Annotated in this window: 16 protein-coding genes; 8 read left to right on the top strand and 8 right to left on the bottom strand. The window is 67.6% G+C overall.

The window, feature by feature from the left end:
• From ACMT1E_RS03290 to ACMT1E_RS03300, 3 genes are all read left to right on the top strand, one after another.
• The gene (locus ACMT1E_RS03290; protein WP_414902252.1) at nt 1-495 is read left to right on the top strand and encodes an aromatic-ring-hydroxylating dioxygenase subunit beta; all 495 of its coding nucleotides are present in this window, start codon (nt 1-3) and stop codon (nt 493-495) included.
• 22 nt (nt 496-517) lie between these two features.
• Entirely contained in the window at nt 518-1,660 is a 1,143-nt protein-coding gene (locus ACMT1E_RS03295; protein ID WP_414902253.1) for a DSD1 family PLP-dependent enzyme, read from the top strand.
• Nucleotides 1,661-1,907: 247 nt separating this feature from the next.
• On the top strand, nt 1,908-4,145 hold the full coding sequence (locus tag ACMT1E_RS03300; RefSeq protein WP_414902254.1) for a CstA-like transporter-associated (seleno)protein: 2,238 nt from the start codon (nt 1,908-1,910) through the stop codon (nt 4,143-4,145).
• A gap of 84 nt (nt 4,146-4,229) precedes the next feature.
• Here ACMT1E_RS03300 and ACMT1E_RS03305 read toward each other — a convergent pair whose 3' ends face one another.
• The 7 genes from ACMT1E_RS03305 to ACMT1E_RS03335 form a co-directional block, all read right to left on the bottom strand.
• Nucleotides 4,230-4,511 (bottom strand): DUF3325 family protein, encoded by a 282-nt coding sequence (locus ACMT1E_RS03305; protein ID WP_414902256.1) that lies wholly within the window; start codon nt 4,509-4,511, stop codon nt 4,230-4,232.
• 5 nt (nt 4,512-4,516) lie between these two features.
• Nucleotides 4,517-6,073 (bottom strand): PepSY-associated TM helix domain-containing protein, encoded by a 1,557-nt coding sequence (locus tag ACMT1E_RS03310; RefSeq protein ID WP_414902257.1) that lies wholly within the window; start codon nt 6,071-6,073, stop codon nt 4,517-4,519.
• Complete coding sequence (locus ACMT1E_RS03315; RefSeq protein ID WP_414902258.1) at nt 6,070-6,366, bottom strand: hypothetical protein; 297 nt, start codon at nt 6,364-6,366, stop codon at nt 6,070-6,072. Before ACMT1E_RS03315 ends, ACMT1E_RS03310 begins: the two co-directional genes overlap by 4 nt.
• Nucleotides 6,367-7,842, bottom strand: coding sequence for a sulfotransferase (locus ACMT1E_RS03320; RefSeq protein WP_414902259.1), 1,476 nt, complete (start codon nt 7,840-7,842; stop codon nt 6,367-6,369).
• A complete protein-coding gene (locus ACMT1E_RS03325) occupies nt 7,839-10,265 on the bottom strand; it encodes a TonB-dependent siderophore receptor (RefSeq protein ID WP_414902261.1) in 2,427 nt (808 codons plus the stop codon). Before ACMT1E_RS03325 ends, ACMT1E_RS03320 begins: the two co-directional genes overlap by 4 nt.
• Before the next feature lie 77 nt (nt 10,266-10,342).
• Complete coding sequence (locus ACMT1E_RS03330) at nt 10,343-11,332, bottom strand: FecR family protein (RefSeq protein WP_414902262.1); 990 nt, start codon at nt 11,330-11,332, stop codon at nt 10,343-10,345.
• Nucleotides 11,307-11,831 carry a sigma-70 family RNA polymerase sigma factor gene (locus tag ACMT1E_RS03335; RefSeq protein ID WP_414902263.1) on the bottom strand — a complete coding sequence of 175 codons (525 nt, stop codon included), beginning with the start codon at nt 11,829-11,831 and terminating at the stop codon, nt 11,307-11,309. The genes ACMT1E_RS03330 and ACMT1E_RS03335 overlap by 26 nt, the downstream gene beginning before the upstream one ends.
• Nucleotides 11,832-12,033: 202 nt before the next feature.
• On the opposite strand from ACMT1E_RS03335, the gene otsB reads away from it, so the two are divergent.
• Genes otsB through ACMT1E_RS03350 form a run of 3 tightly spaced genes read left to right on the top strand, consistent with a single transcriptional unit; the run spans nt 12,034 to nt 15,955 of the window.
• Entirely contained in the window at nt 12,034-12,777 is a 744-nt protein-coding gene (gene otsB, locus ACMT1E_RS03340) for a trehalose-phosphatase (protein ID WP_414902264.1), read from the top strand.
• On the top strand, nt 12,759-14,570 hold the full coding sequence (locus tag ACMT1E_RS03345; protein WP_414902265.1) for a glycoside hydrolase family 15 protein: 1,812 nt from the start codon (nt 12,759-12,761) through the stop codon (nt 14,568-14,570). Before otsB ends, ACMT1E_RS03345 begins: the two co-directional genes overlap by 19 nt.
• Nucleotides 14,552-15,955, top strand: a complete 1,404-nt coding sequence (locus ACMT1E_RS03350) for an alpha,alpha-trehalose-phosphate synthase (UDP-forming) (RefSeq protein ID WP_414902266.1) — start codon at nt 14,552-14,554, stop codon at nt 15,953-15,955. Before ACMT1E_RS03345 ends, ACMT1E_RS03350 begins: the two co-directional genes overlap by 19 nt.
• Here the strand turns inward: ACMT1E_RS03350 and ACMT1E_RS03355 are convergent.
• Nucleotides 15,950-16,417, bottom strand: a complete 468-nt coding sequence (locus tag ACMT1E_RS03355) for an Lrp/AsnC family transcriptional regulator (RefSeq protein ID WP_414902267.1) — start codon at nt 16,415-16,417, stop codon at nt 15,950-15,952. The genes ACMT1E_RS03350 and ACMT1E_RS03355 overlap by 6 nt on opposite strands.
• A 129-nt stretch (nt 16,418-16,546) precedes the next feature.
• Between ACMT1E_RS03355 and ACMT1E_RS03360 the strand changes: the two genes are divergently transcribed.
• Nucleotides 16,547-18,889, top strand: coding sequence for a transketolase (locus ACMT1E_RS03360; protein ID WP_414902268.1), 2,343 nt, complete (start codon nt 16,547-16,549; stop codon nt 18,887-18,889).
• A 410-nt stretch (nt 18,890-19,299) separates the two neighbouring features.
• Nucleotides 19,300-22,230, top strand: a complete 2,931-nt coding sequence (locus ACMT1E_RS03365; protein ID WP_414902269.1) for a TonB-dependent receptor plug domain-containing protein — start codon at nt 19,300-19,302, stop codon at nt 22,228-22,230.
• The last annotated feature ends 46 nt before the right edge of the window (nt 22,231-22,276 follow it).

Consider the following 22,276-nt stretch of genomic DNA (forward strand, 5'->3'; position numbering starts at 1 on the left):
ATGGGCGAAACGACCGTGGACCCCGATATTGCGGCGGAAGCCGCCACGCTGCTCCACCGCGAAGCGGCGCTGCTCGACGCCGCCGATCTGGAAGCCTGGCTGACGCTATATACCCAGGATTGCTTCTACTGGATGCCGCTGGTCGAGGATCAGGCCGATCCGTTCGACCACCCGTCGATCATCTTCGAAAACCGGCACCTGATGGAAATCCGCCGTCGCAACCTGACCGTCGGCACCGCGCCGTCTAAGGACTACACGATCCGCGGCGTCCGCATGATCGGCGACATCGCGGTTGCGCCCTGCGCCGAGGCCCCGGGGGAATTCATCGCCACGTCGAAATTCGTCGCGGTGATCCGCTGGCGGCGCAAGGAATACCATGCCGGCCATTGCGAACATCGCCTTCGCGCCACGCCCGACGGGCTGCGCATCGTCAGCAAGCGGGTGAACCTGATTGACAGCGACCTGCCGATGGAAACGATGATCACCTATCTCTGACCGGCAGGAAGAAGAACGGCCCGTGGCCAACCCAAGCCCAAACGCAGCCCTGATCGGGGTGCCCGCTTCCCGCGCCGCGCTGGCCACGCCGGCGCTGGTCCTCGATCTGGACGCGGTCGAACGGAATATCGCCGTCCACGCGCAGGCGGTGCGCGCCGCCGGTTTCGCCTGCCGGCCGCACGGCAAGACGCACAAGGCGCCGGCCATCGCCCGGATGCAGATCGCGGCCGGCGCGGTCGGCATATGCTGCGCGACGGTCAAGGAAGCCGCCGCCTTCGTCGAGGCCGGGATCGAGGGCGTGCTGCTGACCACGCCGGTCGTCTCGCCCGCCAAGATCGCCCGGCTGGCGGCGCTGGCGCAGGCCAGTGGCGGCGCGCTGAGCGTCGTCGTCGATTCACCGCTGGCGGTCACGCGGCTGGCCGACGCCGCTCGCGCCGCCGGAACCGTCATCCCGGTACTGGTCGACCTTGACATCGGGCCGGGGCGAACGGGGGTGCGCGGGGCGGAGGCGGCAGCGGCGCTTGTGGCCGCGATCCGCGATTCCGGCACGCTCAGCTACCGCGGGGTACAGGCCTATTCCGGGCTGATCCAGCATATTGCCGGCTATGCCGACCGCGCGGCGGCCTACCGTCCGCAACTGGCGGTGCTGGACGCGGTGCTGGCGCATCTGACGCGGGCGGGAATGGCGCCGGATATCGTGTCCGGCGGCGGCACCGGCAGTTTCGCCATCGACGCGGAGGCCGGGCTGTTCACCGAACATCAGGCCGGCTCCTATTGCGTGATGGACGTCGAATATGCCGATATCGAAATGCTGCCCGACCGGGCCAACCCGTTCGAACACGCACTGTTCGTCGCGACGACGGTGATCAGCGCCAACGGTAGCGGCCATGTGACCACCGACGCCGGGATCAAGGCGTTCGCCATGGACGGGCCGCCGCCGCGCTTCGCCGGGCCGAAGGGCGGCGTGCCAGGCTATGCGATCGCCGGGGACGAGCATGGCGCGATCCTGTGCGACGAAGCGGAGCATCGCTTCCCGCTTGGCGCCACGGCGGAACTGGTGGTGCCCCATTGCGACCCGACGGTGAACCTGTACGACCATTACCACTGTGTGCGCGGCGACCGGCTGGTGGATATCTGGCCGATCGACGCGCGCGGCAGCAATTAGGCGGTTTTCCTCGCCGGCGTGACGCCGATCCCGCCCAGCGCGGCCGTCCGCATTATCGCCCGCCGCTAAATGCTGGGCGTCCGTCTCAAGATATGACATGCAGGCGCCGGGGGTGGCTGCCGCCCCCGGCGCTGTTCCGTCGGCGCTGCCGGCGGACACAGGGGGAGGAGAAGGCGCGGGTGACACGGGCGATGGGGCCGTTGAGCAGTAGTCTGGTTGCGGCCATGCGGCGCAACGGGGGCAGGCGATGACCGGGGTGCGCCATCTGCCGTGGCTGATCGTCGCCGCATTCGGCACCGTCGCCGCCGGCGCGATTGCGCTGAACCGGGGCGAAAGCGTCAATGCCGTCTGGCTGATCGTCGCCGCCTGTTCGGTCTATCTGATCGCCTATCGCTACTACAGCCTGTACATTGCGCGGACGGTCATGGGCCTCGACCCTCGGCGGGCGACCCCGGCGGTGCTGCGCAACGACGGGCTGGATTATGTGCCGACCAACCCACGGGTCCTGTTCGGCCATCATTTCGCGGCGATCGCCGGCGCCGGGCCGCTTGTCGGGCCGATCCTTGCCGCGCAGATGGGCTATCTGCCGGGGACATTGTGGCTGATCGTCGGCGTCGTCGTCGCCGGCGCGGTGCAGGACTTCATGGTCCTGTTCATCTCCATGCGGCGCGACGGCCGTTCGTTCGGTGAGCTTGTCCGCCTTGAAATGGGGGTGGCGGCCGGCACGGTGGCGCTGATCGGCGCGTTCATGATCATGGTGATCATCCTGGCCGTTCTGGCGCTGATCGTCGTGCGGGCGCTGGCCGAAAGCCCGTGGGGCACCTTCACCATCGCCGCGACAATCCCGCTGGCGCTGATGATGGGCGGCTATACGCGCTGGCTGCGGCCCGGGCGGGTTGGCGAAGTGACGGTGATCGGCATCGCCGGGCTGATCGCCGCCATCGTCTGCGGCCAGTGGGTTGCCCAGTCGCCGGTGCTGGGGCCGGCGTTCACCTTCACGCCGGTGGAACTGTGCTGGATTCTGATCGGCTATGGCGCGCTGGCGTCGGTGCTGCCGGTCTGGTTGCTGCTGGCGCCGCGCGATTATCTGTCGACCTTCCTGAAGATCGGCGCGATCGTCGCGCTGGCGATCGGCATCGCGGTGATGCAGCCGACGTTGCAGATGCCGGCGGTGACCCGCTTCGTCGACGGCAGTGGCCCGGTCTGGTCCGGCGCGCTGTTCCCGTTCCTGTTCATCACCATCGCCTGCGGCGCGGTGTCCGGTTTTCACGCGCTGATCGCCAGCGGCACGACGCCGAAGCTGATCGCGAGCGAGGGGGATGCGCGCTTCATCGGCTATGGCGCGATGCTGGTCGAAAGCTTCGTCGCGATCATGGCAATGGTGTCGGCGGCGATCCTCGACCCCGGCATCTATTTCACGATGAACATGCCGACGGCGCTGGTCGGCACGACGCCCGAAACCGCCGCGGCGGCGGTGAGCGCGCTCGGTTTTCCGGTCATGCCCGAAACCATCGCCCAGCTTGCCCGCGATGTCGGTGAAAGCACGATCATCTCGCGCACCGGCGGCGCGCCGACGCTGGCGGTGGCGATGGCCCAGATCTTCAGCCACAGCCTTGGCGGCAAGGCGATGATGGCGTTCTGGTACCATTTCGCCATTCTGTTCGAGGCGCTGTTCATTCTGACCGCGGTCGACGCCGGCACCCGCGCCGGGCGGTTCATGCTGCAGGACCTGCTTGGCCTGCTGTCGCCGCGCTTCAAGGACACGGAGGCGCTGGCCCCCAACCTTGCCGCGACCGGGCTGTGCGTGGCGGCCTGGGGCTATTTCCTCTATCAAGGGGTGACCGACCCGCTGGGCGGGGTCAACACGCTGTGGCCGCTGTTCGGCATATCCAACCAGATGCTGGCGGCGGTCGCGTTGATGCTGGGCACGGTGGTGCTGTTCCGCATGAAGCGGCAGCGTTTCGCCTGGGTGACGATGGTGCCGGCCGGCTGGCTGGTGCTGTGCACCGGCTATGCCGGGCTGCTGAAGCTGTTTTCCGCCGATCCGCGCGTCGGCTTCCTCGCCCATGCGGCGAAGTTCCGCGCGGCGCTGGATGACGGCGCGCTGCTCGCCCCGGCCAAGGACGTCGGCGAGATGCGCCGGATCATCACCAACGATTATGTCGATGCCGGGTTGACCGCGCTGTTCCTTGCCGTGGTCGCGGCGATCCTGGTCTTTGCGGTCCGTGCCTGCCGCGACAGCCTGGGCGGCGGGACGCCGAGCGTGCGGGAAAGCGCGCCGCATTTCCTGGACAGCGCCCCCGCGCCGGCCGCCGCCGGGCTGCTGCGCCGTACCGCGCTGTCGATGGTCGGCATTCCCGATTACGACGGCTACGTTGCGCATCTGCGCGACCGCCATCCGGGGCAGGCGCCGATGGACCGCATCGCCTTTTTCCGCAACCGTCTGGCCGCGCGGTTCGGCGGCGGCGGTGCGCGCTGTTGCTGATCCGCGCCCCGTCCTGACGGGAGGGCGCAACCGATACCATCCGTTCATCGTGCCGCATGGGCTGCCATGCCGCCCGCCCGGCCGTCAGTCATTCCGCCGCCGGGTCAGTTCGCTGGCGACGAGAAGCGCGGCAAAGGTCAGCATGCATGCCCACAGCAGCAGGCCGAACCCCCATCCGTCGCTCAGGATCAGCGGCAGCGCCGCCAGCAGGGTCAGCGCCCATCCGGTCGGGCGCAGCGCGGCGGGCGGGCGGTCCGGCGCGGCGCGGCGCAGCAACGGCCAGTGCTGGGTCTGGCTGAACGCGATCAGCGCCAGCCCCAGCGTGGCGATCAGCCCGGCAATCGCCAGCGCCAGCAGAGTCGCCATCCCCGCTATCCCGCCATCGCCGATGCGGCCGCCGGTGCCGCCGGCCCGCCACGACCGGCCCGGCGCAGGCGCAGGGCGGCGCGGGCGGCTATCGCCGCGCCGGCGATCAGCACCAGGTCGACGCCGGCGACCGGCCACAGCCCGCGCGCCATTGCCAGCGGCAGCGCGTCGGCGGTGGTCGCGGCGTTGAGCAGCACCGCCGCCACCGCGCCCGCCGCGATCGCCCATGCCTGTTCCGCCCAGGCGGCGTGGCCGCGCCACAGCGCGTGCAGCGCGGCGGCGATCCAGACCGCGTGGAATGCGCGCACCTCCAGCGCCGCGCGCTCGTCCAGCCCCAGCGGCAGCAGGCGGTTGGCGATCAGGAAGGCAAGGGTGGCGATCAGCAGGCCGGTTGTCAGCCCGATCGCCGCCGCCTCGACCAGCCGGCTGCCGCGCATGCCAAGCTTGGAATGCCGCTTGCTGCGCGACTGGAACCAGAACAGCAGGCCGGTGGCGATCAGCACGCAACCGGCGAGGCCGGACAGAAAGTACAGCCAGCGCAGCGTCCAGTGGTCGAACTGGATCGCGTGGATGCCGTACAGGAACGCATAGGCTCTGGTCGTCGCGGTATCGGGGGTGGCGGCTAGCAGCGCGCCGCTGCTGCCGTCGAACCACATCCGGCTGCCGTTGCGATAGGATATCGTGCGCGCGCTCGGCCGCTGCACCTCGACATAGGCGTTGGCGTCGCCGGGGTGAACGACGCGGAACACCTCTGGCCGGTCGCCCCGCCAGTGGCGGGCCGCCTCTTCCCGCACCCGGTCAAGCGACACCGGCGGGCCGCCGGGCGTGCCCGCCGCGGGCCGGCTGAACCAGCCGCCGGTCACGGCGGCGGGGTCGCCGGCGAACACGATCATCTGGGCGCTGGGCAGGTAGGTGTAGGTGAATATCGCAACCCCGGTGAAAGCGATCATCAGGTGAAAGGGCAGGGCGAGCACGCCGGATATGTTGTGCAGGTCCAGCGTCGTTCGCTGCGGCTTGCGGGCGATGCGCAGGGTGAAGAAATCGATCAGGATGCGGCGATGGATGACGACGCCGGACAGGCACAGCGCCATCATCACCACCGCCGCCAGCGCGCATAGCGCCAGCCCCAGCGTACCGCTGTTCAGGCGGAAATGATAAGGATAGAAAAACCGTTCGCCGCCCAGCGTTCCCTGATCGGGCAGCACCCGCAGCGTCGCCGGGTCGACATAGCGGCTGATCGCCGCGCCGCCGGTCGGTTCCGCCCGGACATGGGCGACCGGGGTGCGTGCATCGGGCAGGGTGATCGTCCAGCCGCGCGCATCCGGTGCCAGCCGCTGCGCGACCTGAAGCAGCCGGTCCGGGGTGACGGCTGCGGCGGCGGCTGACGGCGCGCGCGTCGCCGGCATCATCCAGCGGTCGATCTCGCGGTCGAACACCGCCAGCGTGCCGGTCCAGAAGATGACGAACAGCAGCCCGCCGACAAACAGGCCGAACCAGGTGTGGAACCAGTTCAGCGCGCTGCGCAGGCCGCCCGGCGCATCGGGGCTGGCGGGGGCGCTCATGCCGCGCCGCTTACCGGCAGCGCCGGCTCGATCCACATCGCGAGGCCATGGCTGGCGGCGGCGGCGATCAGCACCAGCCAGACCCGCGCCAGCCGCCGTTCGGCGAAGCACCACAGCATCACCAGCGCGAACAGCACGTATCCGATCATGCTGGCCGCCACCAGCGCGTCGCTGCGCGAGGTACCGGCGGCAAGCACGATCAGCACCGCGATCAATGCGGTCGCGCCCGCCGTTACTGCATAGCTGCCGACGATCGCCGCCAGAATGCGCGCGGTTACCCGTGCCGCCGCCATCTAGTTGTCATCCCCGGCCGCCGCGATCAGCGGGCCGATATGGCGGGCATAGGCGCGCCAGCGTCCGCTGGACGAACGGTAGATCGGCTGGCGAACTTGCCAGCGGCTCGGCGTCTGCACCGCCCGGTCCTGCTCGTGAAAGCGCAGCACCGCCGGGTCCCACGGCAGGCCCAGAAACGCCAGTATCCGCCGCGCTTCGCCCTCCAGATCGCCAACCAGCGCTTCGTAGCGGACGTCGAGCACCGGCAGCGTGGTTGCCGCTTTCCAGTGGTTGATCAGCCGCTGATAACCTAGCTGGTAATGGGCGATGTCGGCCAGGTCCGTCGCCCATTGCTGCTCCGGTGTGAAGTTCTCCGAAAAGATCGACAACCCGCCGTCGCGGATATCGCGGGTGCAGTTGATCACCCGTGCGTTGGGCAGCGTCATCGCCACCAGCCCAAGGTGCCAGAAGTTCAGCGGCTGCTTGTCGATCACCCGATCGGCGCGGCCCGGCGCCACGCTGTCCAGCCGGGCAAGGATGGCGTCGGCGACGGCCATGGTCTGGTCGCGAGACAGGCTCGCCGCCGCTTCCGGCCAGGGCGGGGTGCCTGGCCCGATCCGGTCGGGTAGCGCGGTGGCCAGATCGGTCAGCATGTCCAGCTCCCCGGCGCCGAACACCGCCGGGTGGCCGGACAGGATCTGCTCGGTCAGCGTCGTGCCGGAACGCGGCAGGCCGACGATGAACACCGGCCGTTCCGACTCGTCGCCCCAGTCTCGCCGCGCGGCAAGAAAGGCGGGGGAGAACATCGCGGTCAGCGCGGCGACCCGGCGGTCGAAAACCGCCCGGTTGAACGGCCCGGCATCGCGCCGGCGGGCGGCATTGGCGGCCAGCATCGCGGCGAAGGCGGTGTCGGCGTCGCCGCCCCGCGCCAGCGCCTTGCCGATCGCATAGCCGAGCAGCGCCGCATCGCGGTCATCGGCCGTCGCCAGTCGCGCCTGCGCCAGCGCCACCGCGTCGCCGCGGCCGCCATCTTCCGCCACCCCGACCAGCCCGGCCAAAGCCTCGACATGATCGGGCTGCGCGGCGAGCAGCCGGCGATAGGCATCGGCCGCCTGCGCCCGGTCGCCAAGGTCCTCGAACAGCGCGGCACGGCCAAGCAGCGCGCCGGGTGCCGCCGGTGTCCTCGCCAGCACGGCGTCATAGGCTTTCCGGGCGGCGTCCAGCCGGCCGTCCTCCGCCAGTGTCCGTCCAAGCGCGGTCCATGCGGCGACATGGCCTGGCTCGTAGGCGACAGCCCGCTCCAGACAGGCGATCGCCTCATCGCGCTGATGATTGCGGACAAGAATGCGGGCCAGGCCGACATAGGGGGCGGCGACCGTCGGGTCGGCTTTCGCTGACTGGCGGAACGCATCGAACGCGCCGGCGAAGTCCCCGGCGCGTTCGTGTGCGAGCCCCTGTTCGAAAAGCTGCCGTCCGGTCCCGCCGCCTTGGGTCATAGGGTCGCGCGCAATGTCAGATAGGCGGTGCGCGGATTGCCGAAGCGGTGGCCGCCGGCGGGATTGCCGGTGTCGAAGCCGATATTGTCGCGGTAACGCTTGTCGAGCAGGTTGTGGATGTTCAACTGTACGCTGAACTGGTCCGACAGCGGGTAGAACAGCGACGCGTCGACCAGCGTGTAGCCGCCATAGGTCAACTTGTACCGTGGTGCCGGGCGGTTGGATATGCCCCGGGCGCCGACGCCGAAACGCAGGCCGGCGAGCGCTCCCTGCTCCACCGTATAGCTGCCGTGCACGCTGAAGGTATGGTGCGGCACCAGCGCGACGGGGTTGCCCTGGGTGTTGTCGTTGGTGCGGGTAATCTTGGCATCGACATAGCCATAGCTGGCGTCGACGCGCAGCGCGCTGGTCAGGTCGGCGTTCACGCTGACCTCGAAGCCGTTATGCTCCTGCTCACCGGTCGCGACGACATAGGCCGGCTGGCCCGGCACGTTGGCGGGATCGGCGGTGGCGACATTTTGCCGGGTCAGCGCGAAGGCGGCGGCGGTCAGCCGCAGCCGGCCGTCGAGCAGGCTGCCCTTCAGGCCGATCTCGTAATTCGTCGCCGTTTCCGGCTTGACCGGATCGCCGCTGCGCGTCGTCCCGCTTTGCGGGATGAAGCTTTCGGCATAGCTGACATAGGCGTTCAGGCCGCTGGCCAGCGCATAGCTGGCGCCGGCACGGACGGTGACGTCGTCGTATTTATTGACCGTCGTGTTGCCGCCGCGCAGGCTTTCCTGCCGATAGGCGTCATAGCGGGCGCCGGCGACGATGGTCAGCCGGTCGCTCGGCCGGATATTGGTTTCGGCGTAGATCGAATGCAGCCGATCCTGGTTGGTGAAGAATGGCGTCACCGGAATGGAGAAATCGGGCGTCAGATAGGTGGCGGACGCGATGTCGTTGATGTCGACAACACCGAGAACACCGCCGAAACCCCACAGCGATGTCGTCTTTTCCCGCTTGTACGAACCGCCGATCACCCAGTCCTGGCGCTGGCCGAAGGCGTTGAAGTTGCCGACCAGTTGCACGTCGCCATAGGTGACGTCCTGGTCGCGCGATCCGCGCGAATAATACACATAGGCGTTGCTGTCGCCCGGTTCGAAACCGCGCCCGCTGCCGGTGTAGTTATAGGCGCCCTGACTGGTCTGGTAGGCGAAATTCGCGTCCTGGTGGCTGCCGCGCACGACCAGTTTCAGGTTGTCGAGGAATTCATGCTGGAATTCCGCGTCGAAATAGGTGTCTTCGCCACGCTGTTTGGACGCAACGCCGAAATAGCTGCTCGGGCGAATGGTATCGGGCACGGTGCCGTCGGCGTTCACCGCGAATCGCGATCCCGGCACGCTGTCGCGCCTAGTATAGGCGACCGAGAACTGGGCGCGGGTGCGGTCGCTGAAATGCGCTTCGACAACCGGGCGCACGGCAAATGTTTCGGTGTGCTCCGGCTTCTGCGGACTGCCCAGATCCTCGTAGGCGGCGGTCAGCCGCGCGCTCAGTATATCCCCGCCGAACAGCGACGCTGTGTTGGCGTCGATTTCGGCGCGCCAGGTGCCGTAGCTTCCGACCCGCCCGGTCAGGTCGACAAAATCCGTGTCCTGCGGCGATTTGGTGACCTGGTTGATGACGCCGCCGGGGATGACCGGCCCCTGCAGGATAGAGGCCGGTCCCTTGACGATCTCGATCCGGTCGATGAACGACATTTCGCGCCGACCGGCGCCGCGGCTGTCGCTTTCCGGGCGGTTGTTGGTCAGCACCGATCCTTGCAGGCCGCGGACGAAATAGGTTCCGCCGCCCGGCAGGTTCTGCGTCTGGCGGCGGACGACGTTCGGAACGGTTTCCAGGATGTCGAACGGGTTGAAGAAACCGCGTTCGGCCATCACCGCGCTATCGATGATGTCCAACGAAAACGGCAGTTCCCGCGGGTCTGTCGGCAGGCGGTTGATTAGCGAGTTCTGAAATCGCCCGCCGGTAACCAGAATCTCCTCCGCCTCGTCGGCGGTGGCGATGGCCGGGCGGGCGGCCAGCACGCGGCGCGGCCGGTTGTCCTGGCGGGCCGCCGGGGCGGTGCTGACGACGAAACCACCGGCACCATCCGGGCTTGCGCGCAGCGCCGTCCCGCGCAGCAGGATGTCGAGCGCCTGCGCGGCGCCGTGGGTGCCGCCGACCCCGGCGGTCGCCTTGCCGGCGACGAGGGCCGCGTCGTAGGAAATGGCGACACTCGCCGAGCGGCCGAACTGGTTGAGCGCCGGGCCAAGCGCGCCGGCCGGGATGGCAAAGCCCTGCCGGGCCGCAGTGGCGGCCGGCGCGGCGACCGGCGCGAATATCGTCGCCAGCGCGGTCATGCCCATCAGTGTCGCGATGCGTGCGGTCGTGCGAACTGTCTTCACGAGAACTGGCCCCTTGAATGATGTTTTCACCAAGGAGGACGGGCGAGAGCAGCGGCGGGACAGCGGGCGACCGAAATTTATTGCGGGCGAAGACGGACGACAGGGGCAGCGGGCACGCTGCGGTCGATGGTGATCGGTTGCGACCGGGCGAGGTTGGCCAGCGCCTTGTCGGTGTCGGATAACGGGAACACCCCGGAAACCCGCAACGGCGCAAGCGTGGGGCGATCGAAGCGGATCGGCCGCGTCCGCCAGCGGTTCAACGCGTCGAGCAGATCGGGAAGGGACATGTCGGTGGCCGGAAGCCAGCCATCCGCCCAGGCGGCGATGTCGTCCGGGTGGGTCGCGGAAAGGCGGGTGGCGGCGCCGGCCGACAGTCTGGCCCGTTCGCCGGGGGCGAGCGCGATGCAGCCGGGTCCGTCAGCGGCGCCGGGGCAGGCGCGCACCCGCGAGGAGATGACGGCGACGACGGTTGCACCATCCTGCTTCCGAACGGTGAAGGCGGTGCCGAGCGCCTCGGCGCTGCCATCCGTCGTTTCGACGCGGAAACGGGCGGCATCACGGCGCGCGACCCTGGCGAACACTTCGCCGCGCAGCAGGCGGACGACCCGGCGATCGGCGCCGACCGCAATGTCCGCTGCGCTGTCGGTGGCGAGGACCAGCCGGCTGCCGTCGGCGAGCGGCACGATGCGGCTTTCACCGACGGCGGTACGCTGATCGGCGAAACGCAGCTGGACCGCCGGTAGCCCGGACAACAGCCAGGCGGTGCCGCCGAGCAGAGCGACAATGGCTGCCGCGCTGCCGAGCGATCGGCGCGGTGCAAGATACAGGCGGCGCAGGGTTTCGCGCGACACTGGGGGTCCGTGGCGCAACTGGTCGCCCAGCCCGCCGAGGCGGTCGATCGCGACCGCGTGGGACGGGTGCGCCGTCTTCCACGTATCGAACGCGGCGAGGTCGGCGGCGTCGGCGTCCCCCGATTCGAGATGGGCGAGCCATTCGGCGGCGTGTTCGACGGTGGCCGGGGACGGCTCCGGCGGCGGCGTATCAGGCGGGGTCGGCGGCTGGCCCATAGCTTGCCGCATAGCAGCGAGCATAGGCTTTCGCGACATACTGCTTGACCATGCTTTTCGACACGCCAAGCTCTTCGGCGATCTCGGCATGGCTGCACCCTTCCAGTCGCGCGCGCAGATAGGCGCGGCGCACCCGTTCGGGCAGGACTTCCAGCGCCCGCGTGACGGCGAGCAGCGCGTTGACCGCTTCGGCGATCTGGTCCGGCCCCGGCTGGCGCAGCCCGTCGGTCAGTGTCGCATGCGCGTCGAGAAAGGCGCTCTCGACCCGCGCCCGCCGGGCGTCGTCGATCATCAGCCGCCGGGCGACGGTGGCGAGGTAACTGCGCGGGACGCGGGGTGTGTCGGTATCCGCCCGTTCAAGCAGCCGGCAGAACGTATCCTGCGTCAGATCGGCGGCCTTGTGGGGGCAGCGGGTGCGCTGGCGCAGCCAGGCGTTCAGCCACGCCGCGTGCGAGGCGTAGAGCGCGCCGATCTCTCTATCTGCAACTGCCGCAGTCACTCTCGTATCTCCGTTCGCAGCCAGCGATCGCGAACGGATCGGCGCACCGGCCGACGGATTGTTATAGTTGTTGCGAGTCATTTGCAATAGTTATCGGTGGTGCCGGCGGTGGCGCCGTTTCCGGGAAGCCTGGCGGGGCAGGCCGGTCAGGGCGTTCGGGCAAGGGGGTGTTCCGACGGGCCTGAGCGTGTATCCTCCGTCCATGCACCAGCAGCGGACACTGGCGGTTCCCCCCGCATTGGACAGCCGTGACATCAGTCTTTTCCTGGATTTCGACGGCACACTGGTCGGGCTGGCGGAACGCCCGGACGGGGTTGTCGTTGATCCTGCGCTGACGGCGCTGTTGCGGCGGCTGGCGGAAAGACTGGGCGGGCGGCTGGCGTTGATCAGTGGCCGGTCGATTGCCCAGCTCGATACGCTGATTGGTCCGGCGACGGCGGCGATCGTCGTCGTCGGCAGCCATGGCGCCGAGAGCCGCAGGCCGGGGGTGCCGGCGGCGGCGGTGGCACGACCGGTGGCGCTCGATGCGGTCGAGGCGGCGTTCCGGCGGGCATTTGTCGGCAATGCCGCGATCGTCGTCGAGGCGAAGTCGCTTGGCGTCGCGCTGCATTACCGGGGCGATCCGGCGGCGGAAACGGCGGCGGCGGCGCTGGCCGGACAATTGGCGGCGGTACACGGGCTTCACGTCCAGAAAGGCAAGATGGTGGTCGAATTGCGTGTGGCGGGAGCGGACAAGGGCAGCGCGATCGCCGCATTGATGGCCGGGCCGCCATTTGCCGGTCACCGGCCGGTCTTTCTGGGCGACGATGTGACCGATGAAGCCGGATTCGCGCGCTGCGTGGCATTGGGCGGCGGCGGCATATTGGTCGGCCCGGCGCGGCCGACGGCGGCGACCGCCCGGCTGGCCGACGTGGCGGCGGTGCGCGCATGGCTGGCGGCGCTGTGACCGCGACGCTCGACCTTTGGCCGATCGGCAATTGCCAGGTGTCCGCGCTGGTCGACCGCTCCGGCCGGTTCGTCTGGGGGTGCCTGCCCCGGATCGACGGAGAGCCGGCCTTTTCGTCGCTGCTCGACGACGAACCGCCGGCGGGCGAGGGCGCCTACGGTTTCTGGGAGATCGACCTGGACGGTGTCGTCGAGACCAGCCAGGCCTATTTGCGCAACACCCCGGTTCTGGTCACCCGGCACAGCGACGGCGACGGCAACGCGATCGAGGTGATCGATTTCGCGCCGCGTTTCCGCCGGCTGGGGCGGATGTTCCGCCCGACCGCCTTCGTGCGGATCGTCCGGCCGGTATCCGGTTCGCCGCGTGTCCGCATCCGGCTGCGGCCCGGCCGGGGATGGGGCAGCGCCCGCGCCGGCCATACCCGTGGCACCAACCATATCCGCTATCTGCTGGATGACGGCGTAATCCGGCTGTCGACGACGGCGCCGGTCGGCTGGATCGAGAGCGAACGGCTGTTCCGGGTCGAACGCAGCCTGCATTTCTACCTTGGCCCGGACGAGAGCTTCGCCGACGACATCGCCGCCGCGCTGGAACAGATGCTCGACCGGACGGCGACGGAGTGGCGGCACTGGGTGCGCGGGCTGGCGACGCCGTTCGAATGGCAGGAAGCGGTGATCCGCGCCGCCATAACCCTGAAACTGTGCCAGCATGAGGAAAGCGGCGCGATCGTCGCGGCGATGACGACGTCGATCCCCGAACATGCCAATTCCGGCCGCAACTGGGACTATCGCTACTGCTGGATTCGCGATGCCTATTACACCATTCAGGCGCTGAACCGGCTCGGCGCGCTCGACGTGCTGGAAGGGTATCTCGAATATCTGCGCAACATCGTCGACAATGCCGCCGGCGGGCATATCCAGCCGCTTTACGGCGTCAGCGGCGAACAGACGCTGAGCGAGCGCGAGGCGCCGGGCCTGAACGGCTATCGCGGGATGGGGCCGGTGCGCGTCGGCAATCAGGCCTATGACCAGATGCAGCATGACGCCTATGGCCAGATCGTCCTGTCCAACACCCAGGCGTTCTTCGACCATCGCCTGCTGCGCATGGCCGGGGTTGCCGATTTCGAGGCGCTGGAGCCGGTCGGCGAGCGGGCGTGGGAGCGGTACGACCAGCCGGACGCCGGCCTGTGGGAATTGCGGACCCGTGCCCATGTCCACACCTATTCGGCGGCGATGTGCTGGGCGGCGTGCGACCGGCTGGCCAATGCGGCGTCGGCGCTGGGGTTGGCGGCGCGGGCCGCCTTCTGGCAGGCGCGGGCCGATACGATGCGGGCGCGGATCGAGCAGGCGGCGTGGCGGCCGGACAGCAACCGCCTGTCGGCGACATTCGCCGGCGACACGCTCGACGCGAGCCTGATCCAGTTGCTCGAACTGCGTTTTCTTTCGCCTGACGACCCGCGCTTCAAGGGGACGCTCGCCGCGGTCGAGGCCGGGCTGCGGCGCGGGTCGAACATGCTGCGCTACGACAGCGAGGACGATTTCGGCATGCCGCACACCGCGTTCAACATGTGCACGTTCTGGCTGATTGAGGCGCTGCACTTCATCGGCCGCACCGCCGATGCGCGCGCGCTGTTCGAGGAAATACTGGCGCGGCGAACCCCGGCCGGCCTGTTGTCCGAAGACATCGACCCGGTGACCGGCGAATTATGGGGCAATTACCCGCAGACCTATTCGCTGGCCGGGCTGATCAACTGCGCCGTCCTGCTGAGTGAACCATGGAGTGCCGTCCGCTGACCCGTCTTATCGTCATTTCCAACCGCGTGCAGGCGCCGACCGCCGAACAGCCCGGCGCGCAGGGCGGCCTTGCCGTCGCGCTGACCGCCGCGCTGCGGGAAACCAACGGCATCTGGTTCGGCTGGTCCGGGGAAGCGGGGGAGACGGAGGCGCCGCGTTTCGTGACCTATGACGGCGTCACCTCCGCGACGATCGACCTGCCCGAACAGGATGTGGAGGAATATTACGACGGCTATGCCAACCGGACCTTGTGGCCGCTGTTCCACTACCGCCTCGACCTGACCGAGTTCGAGCGCGATTTTCAGGGCGGTTACGAACGGGTCAATCAGGTGTTCGGCGACGTTATCGGCCCGCATATCCGCCCTGACGATCTGGTCTGGGTCCATGATTATCACCTGATCCCGCTCGGCTGGCTGTTGCGGCGGCAGGGGCTGGAGAACCGGATCGGGTTTTTCCTGCACATTCCCTGGCCGCCGACCAAGCTGCTGACCGCGCTGCCGCATCACCGGCGGCTGGTCGATGCGCTGTTCGCTTATGACGTGATCGGTTTCCAGACCCGCGAATGGCTGGAGACGTTTCACGATTACGTCATCCACGAGATGAACGGAGAGATCGGGGCGGACGGCACGATCACCGTCGGTTCGCGCACGATCCGGGCGATCGCCTGCCCGATCGGTATCGATGCGCAGGATTTCGTCGTCAGCCGCGACAGCGAGGAGGCGCTGGCGACCCATGCGCGGATGGTCGAAAGCTCGATCGGCCGCAGCCTGATCGTCGGGGTCGACCGGCTCGACTATTCCAAGGGGCTGGAGGAACGGTTCAGCGGCTATCAGCGCTATCTGGAGACACGGCCCGGTGCCCACGCCCATGTCTACCTGCTCCAGATCGCGCCGCCATCGCGCGCCAGCGTCCAGAGCTATCAGGACATACGCGCCCAGCTTGACGCGCTGTCCGGGCGGATCAACGGCGCCTTCGCCGATATTGACTGGGTGCCGCTGCGCTATGTCAACCACGGCTATCCGCGCGCGGTGCTCGCCGGCATCTACCGCGCGGCGCGGGTCGGGCTGGTCACGCCACTGCGCGACGGGATGAATCTCGTCGCCAAGGAATATGTCGCGGCGCAGGACCCGGACGACCCCGGCGTGCTGATCCTGTCGCGCTTCGCCGGTGCCGCCGCCCAGATGGACGGTGCGGTGCTGATCAACCCGTACAGCGCCGACGACATCGCCGACGCGATCGAGCGCGCGCTTACCATGCCGCTGGAGGAGCGGATCGCCCGCTGGCGGCCGATGTACGAGAATGTCATGCGCGAGGACGTGACATGGTGGCGCCGGCGCTTCACCGATGTGCTGGAGCAGGCGCCGGCGGGTGGCCGCGCCCTATAGCGGCAGCGCCGTCTTGTAGACGATCGGTCGCAGGGCAAAGCCCGTCGTCAGTTGCGCGACCGCGGCGATGCGGGTCAGCTTGTGGCGCAGGAAATCCTCGAACGCGCTCAGATCCTCCACGACGACGCGGAGCTGATAGTCGGAATCGCCGGTCATCAGATAGCATTCCATCACTTCCGGAAAGCTGGCGACGGCGGTTTCGAAGATGGTCAGGTGGCGGTCGTCCTGCTGGTGCAGCCGAACCCGCACGAAGGCGGTGACGCCAAGGCCGACGCGGTCCGGGTCGACCAGCGCGACATAGCCGGTGACGACGCCGTCCGTTTCCAGTTGTTTCAGGCGGCGCAGGCTGGGGCTGGGCGACAGGCCGATCCGTTCCGACAGCTCCTGATTGGTGATCCGGCCGTTGACCTGGATTTCGGTCAGAATCCGGCGGTCCAGCTCATCGATCGCGCTGCTTGGCATAAATAGGATGTCCTGAAAAAGAAATTAGCAGATTATGCCTGATATGTGCAAAATTTCGCATAAATTCGCAAGGACCTGCGGTGGTGGCGCGCGCTATCCCGGTCGTTCACCCCTGCCTGGGACGACGCCATGGACACCGCACTGCCCGCCGACCGCGCTGAACATATTGCCACTTTGGAACAGTTGGAAACGCGGCTGCGCTGGCTGTCGTCGTGGATGATCCACAATGCAAACCATCTGCGGCCGAAGCGGGACGGACTGAAGGTCGGCGGGCATCAGGCAAGCTGCGCGTCGATGACGGCGATCATGACCGCGCTGTATTTCCATGCGCTGCGGCCGCAGGACAAGGTTTCGGTCAAGCCGCATGCCGGGCCGGTGCTGCATGCGATCCATTATCTGCTGGGCAATCAGGCGCTGGACCGGATGCAGCGCTTTCGCGGGCTGGGCGGTGTGCAAAGCTATCCGTCGCGGACCAAGGACGCGATCCCCGTCGATTTTTCGACCGGGTCGGTCGGTCTTGGTGTGGCGGTGACCGCGTTCAGCAGCCTGGTGCAGGATTATCTGATCGCCCATGGCCGGCTGCCCGGGGCGGATGCCGGGCGGATGATCGCGCTGATGGGCGACGCCGAACTGGACGAAGGCAATATCTACGAATGCCTGATCGAGGGGTACAAACACGAACTGCGCAATTGCTGGTGGGTCGTCGACTATAACCGCCAGTCGCTCGACGCGACGACGGCGGACCGGATGTTCCGGCGTTTCGACGACATCTTCGAAACATGCGGCTGGCGCGTGGTTACCCTGAAATATGGCGTCCGCCAGCGCGAGGCATTCGCCCGACCGGGGGGCAAGGCGCTGGAGGCGTGGATCGATAGCTGCCCCAACGCGGAATTCGCGGCGCTGACCTATCAGGGCGGCGCGGCGTGGCGGACGCGCCTGATCGCCGATATTGGCGATAAGCCGGGGGTGGCGGCGTTGCTCGACGGGTTCGACGACGCGGCGCTGGCCGGGCTAATGACCAATTTGGGCGGCCATTGCATAGCGACGCTGATCGACGCGTTCGACGCGGTGACCGACGACCGGCCGACCCTGTTCATCGCCTATACGGTGAAGGGGCAGGGCCTGCCGCTGGCTGGCCACAAGGACAATCATTCCGGGATGATGAATCCGGCGCAGATGGAGGCGTTTCGCGCCAGTCTGGGCATAGCGGAGGGTGAGGAGTGGGCGCCGTGGGGCGGGCTGGGGAATAATGCCGCCGCCCGGCTTCAGGCCTTTGTCGAGGCTAGCCCGCTGGCCAGCAAGCCTGGCGAGCCGGTGGCGGATGTGGTGCCGGTGCCGGACCGCCTGCCGGTGCCCGAAGGCGCGGAACAGTCGACCCAGGCCGCATTTGGCCGGGTGCTGCTTGATCTGGCGAAATCCGGCGCGCCGCTGGCCGACCGGATCGTCACCACGGCGCCCGATGTGACCCAGACCACCAATCTGGGCGCCTTCGTCAACCAGCGCGGGCTGTTCCGCCGCCATGCCCGCGCCGATACTTTCCACGATGCGCGGATTCCGTCGGCGCAGAAATGGGCGCAACATGCCGCCGGCCAGCATATCGAGCTGGGTATCGCGGAAACCAATTTCTTCATCCTGCTGGCGTCGCTCGGCCTCGCCGCGCCGCATTTCGGCACCCGGCTGATCCCGGTCGGCACGGTCTACGATCCGTTCATCGCCCGCGGCCTCGATGCACTGAACTACGGCTGCTATCAGGATGCCCGTTTCCTGCTGGTCGGCACCCCGTCGGGCATCACGCTGGCCGGGGAAGGGGGGGCGCATCAGTCGATCAACACGCCGCTGATCGGCATGGGGCAGGCGGGCCTCACCTATTTCGAGCCGGCCTATGCGGATGAAGTGGCGGTGATGATGCGTTACGCCTGCGATCATCTTCAGCGCGCCGACGGCGGGTCGGTCTATCTGCGCCTGTCGACCCGCGCGATCGCCCAGATCGACCGCGCCGATGCCGGGTGGGAAGCGGATGCGCTGAAGGGCGGATACTGGCTGCGGCCCCCGGCGCCGGGGGCGGAGGCGGCGATCGTCTTCACCGGCGCGGTCGTGCCGGAGGCGTTGGCGGCGTGGGAACAACTGGCCGATGATATCCCCGGCATCGGCCTGCTGAATGTCACCTCGCCCGACCTGCTGCACCGCGGCTGGTCGGCGCGGCGCGCGGCACGCTGGGCGGGCGAAACGGCGCCGCCCTGCCACGCGGAAGTGCTGCTGTCCGCCCTGGCGCCGGGCGCCGGGCTGGTGACGATGATCGACGGCGCCCCTGCTGCCCTGTCCTGGCTGGGCGGGGTGCTTGGCCAGCGGGTCAGTCCGCTTGGCACCGATCGCTTCGGCCAGACCGGCGACCTGCCCGATCTCTACCGCGCGTACCGGTTGGATGCGGATGCCGTGATCGAAGCGACCGCCGAGCTGTTTCTCGCCCATTGAGCCACCGCCCCGCCGGGGCGGCGGACACCGTTTCTCCGCATCTAAGCACGAGTCGCGACCGCCGCCGGTGTTGCCGCTAGCGGAGGAGCGCGTCGCGGCCCGGACCGCTGTCGTAAGACGCTGCGATCCCGCGACAATACTGGTGGGGTCAGTGCCGCGCGATGCGCCCGCTTCACCGCCGTCGATGGCGCTCAGACCGGGTGAGATGCCGCGACTTTTTAAGAAAAATTTATCTCGAGAAATTATAAGGAATGCAAAATAAAGCACTGTATTAAAACGAATAAATTTCAAAAGTTCATCGCCTTGACAGGGTGTAGATGATATATAGTATACGGTGAATACGCGGCAATGAGGTCACAGCCAATGTGGTCCGGCCCCAGAAAAACATGGTCGAAACAGGAGGGAAAACTATGCGACATCACGACAGCGAAGGTGTGCGCGCGCGGTTCCGGGGTGCGCGCCGGCGGGGGATCGCAACCGCTCTGCTGATCGGCACGATGCTGGTTCCGGTGCAGGTCGTCGCGGCGCAGGGCGTCCCCGCCGATGCGCCCGCCAATGAGGACATCATTGTCACCGGATCGCGCCTGATACGGACGGACCTGGCGGCGCCCAGCCCGACCACGGTTGTCGGTGGCGCCGACCTGCAATTGTCGGGCAGCGTTACGATCGAGAATACGCTGAACGAATTCCCGCAGCTTGCCGCCGGGCAGAATTCCAACGTCAACGCCGCCGGTGGTTCGGGCGTTCTGACCGCCAACCTGCGCGGCCTTGGGGCGACGCGGACGTTGGTGCTGATCAACGGCCGACGCTTCATCCCGGCCAATTCCGACGGGCAGGTCGACCTTGCGAGCATTCCCGACGCGCTGGTCGAACGTGTCGAGATCGTCACCGGCGGCGCGTCTGCGGTTTACGGGTCCGATGCGATCGCGGGCGCGGTCAATTTCCTGCTCAAGAAGGATTTTTCCGGTTTCGGCTTCAACTATCTGTACGGAGAAACGTTCAAGAATGACGGCGCGTCGCACAAGATCGACGCGACGGTCGGCGCCAATCTGGACGAAGGGCGTGGCAACGTCACGCTGTCGATGTCCTACACCAAGCGCAAGCCGGTGTTCCAGCAACACCGCGGCTTCTCGTCAGTGGCGCTCGACACGGTCAATGGCGAACTGGTTCCCGGCGGTTCCGGCAGCATCCCCGGCACCCGCATCGGCCTGACGGCGTCGACGCTGGCGCAACTGCAGGGCGTCAACCTGACGCCAACTGGGCCGTGCACGGCGGTCACCGGCATCCGTTTCGGCGTCAACGGCGAGGTGCTGCCCTACTGCACCCCGCAGAATGCGTTCAACTACTCCGCCGACAATTACCTGTTGCGGCCGCTGGAACGGACACAGGTCTCGGCGCTTGGCCATTACGAGATCACCGACGGGATCGAGGCCTATGCGGAGGCGTTCTTCATCCGCAACGTCAACGCCTATCAGCAGGCGCCCGATCAGTCGACGCTGCAGACGCCGGGGCTTGGCGGCACGCAATTGCTGATCCCCAACTATGCGACCAACCCGACACTGGCGCCGGCCGTGCGGCAGTTCTTTGTGAACAACGCCGCGGTTTTCGATGCCGACGGCGACGGCGATGCGCTCGTCATCAACGCGAACCGGCGTTCCACCGAGCTGGGGCCGCGGCATTTCGCGTATGAGCGCCAGTCTTACAACCTGACTGGCGGGCTGCGCGGCGAACTGAACCTGGGCGGCGGGACCTGGCGGTGGGATAGCTTCTACCAGTATCAGCACAACCGGACGGACCAACGGAATACCGGCCAGATCTCGCTGACCCGCCTTGCACAGTCGCTGGACTCCGTCGTCGATGCCAATGGCGTCGTGACCTGCCGTGACACGTCGCGCGGCTGCGTGCCGGCCAGCGTGTTTGGCCTTGATGTGCTTGATCCATCCGCCGGGACTTTCCTGACCCCGCCGCGGGCCAGCGTGGAATCCTTCTCGCGCACGGTTGCCGGCGCGTCGCTCAGCGGCAATCTGTTCGAAATGCCGGCCGGTCCGGTGCCGCTGGCGATTGGCGTGGAATATCGCAAGGACAGCTACAGCTTTCTGCCCAGCCCGCAGGACATTGCCGGCGAGTATGGGCCGGGTTCCCTGGCTGCGGCGAGCGGGTCCTATAATTTGAAGGAGTTCTTCGGCGAAACCCGCGTGCCGATCCTGTCCGGCGTGCCGTTCGCGGACTCGCTGGCGATCGAGGGTGCCGCGCGTTACGCCGATTATTCGACGATCGGCAGCGTGTTCGCCTGGAAACTCGGTGGCGAATGGGCGCCTGTACGCTGGCTCCGCTTCCGCGGCGCGTATAACAGCGCCATCCGGGCGCCCACGCTCAGCGAGCTGTATCGTCCCATCGGCCGTGTTTACGGGTCAGGCGAAGACCCCTGCGTCAGAACCCGTCAGCCCACCGCGGCGCAGCAACAACTGTGCATAGCGCAGGGCGTGCCCGCAACGGACCTGCCGAACTGGCAGCAGGGGACAGTGGGTATAAGCGCCCTGACCGGCGGGAATCCGGCACTGCAGGAGGAGAAGTCGAAGACCTGGACGGTCGGCGCGGTGATTTCGCCGCCCTTCCTCGACCGGCTGAACCTGACCATCGACTACTATAATATCGACGTGACCGGGGCGATCGCCAGCGTCAACACCGACCAGACGCTGACCGACTGCTTCATGAACCTCGATCCGAATTCCTCAACCTGTCGGTCGATCGTGCGGCTGGCCAATGGCCAGATCGATCATGTCGCCACCAACCTGCAGAATATCGGTACGCTGGCGGTGCGCGGCATCGACGCGCAGATCGACTACCGCGTCGACCTGCCGGATGCGCTGGCAATCGGCGGGGATCCGGCGCGGCTGGACTTCCAGCTCGTCGCCAGCTGGATGCTGGAACGGTCGACCCAGGTGCTTGCCGGCCAGCCGAAGCGCGATTGCGCCGGCCGGATGGGGGGCGGCTGCACCGGCTTTGGCATCTATGGCACGCCGAAGCTTAGCCTGAAGACCAACCTGACCTACAATAGCGGCCCGCTGACCTTGCGCGGAAGCATGCGGCGGGTCGGTGTGCTGAAACTGTATCCGGGGGTCACCGCGGCGGTGCAACGGACCAGTCCGCAATACTATTTCGATCTGTCGTCGCAGTTCCGGATCACCAGTTTTGCCGAAGTGGTGGCTGGCGTCGACAACATCTTCAACAAGAAACCGCCGATCATGGGGACCGTTCTGGCCGGGGACGCCAATACCGACCCGTCTCTCTATGACGTCATTGGTAGCCGTTATTTCCTTGGGGTGCGCTTCAAATTCTGAATTTTGCCGAAACGCATCCGGGCATTGGACTATTTGATCTAGGAGA

Origin of the sequence: Sphingomonas flavalba, from assembly GCF_047553045.1 — a bacterium.
GTDB lineage: Bacteria > Pseudomonadota > Alphaproteobacteria > Sphingomonadales > Sphingomonadaceae > Sphingomonas_L > Sphingomonas_L flavalba_A.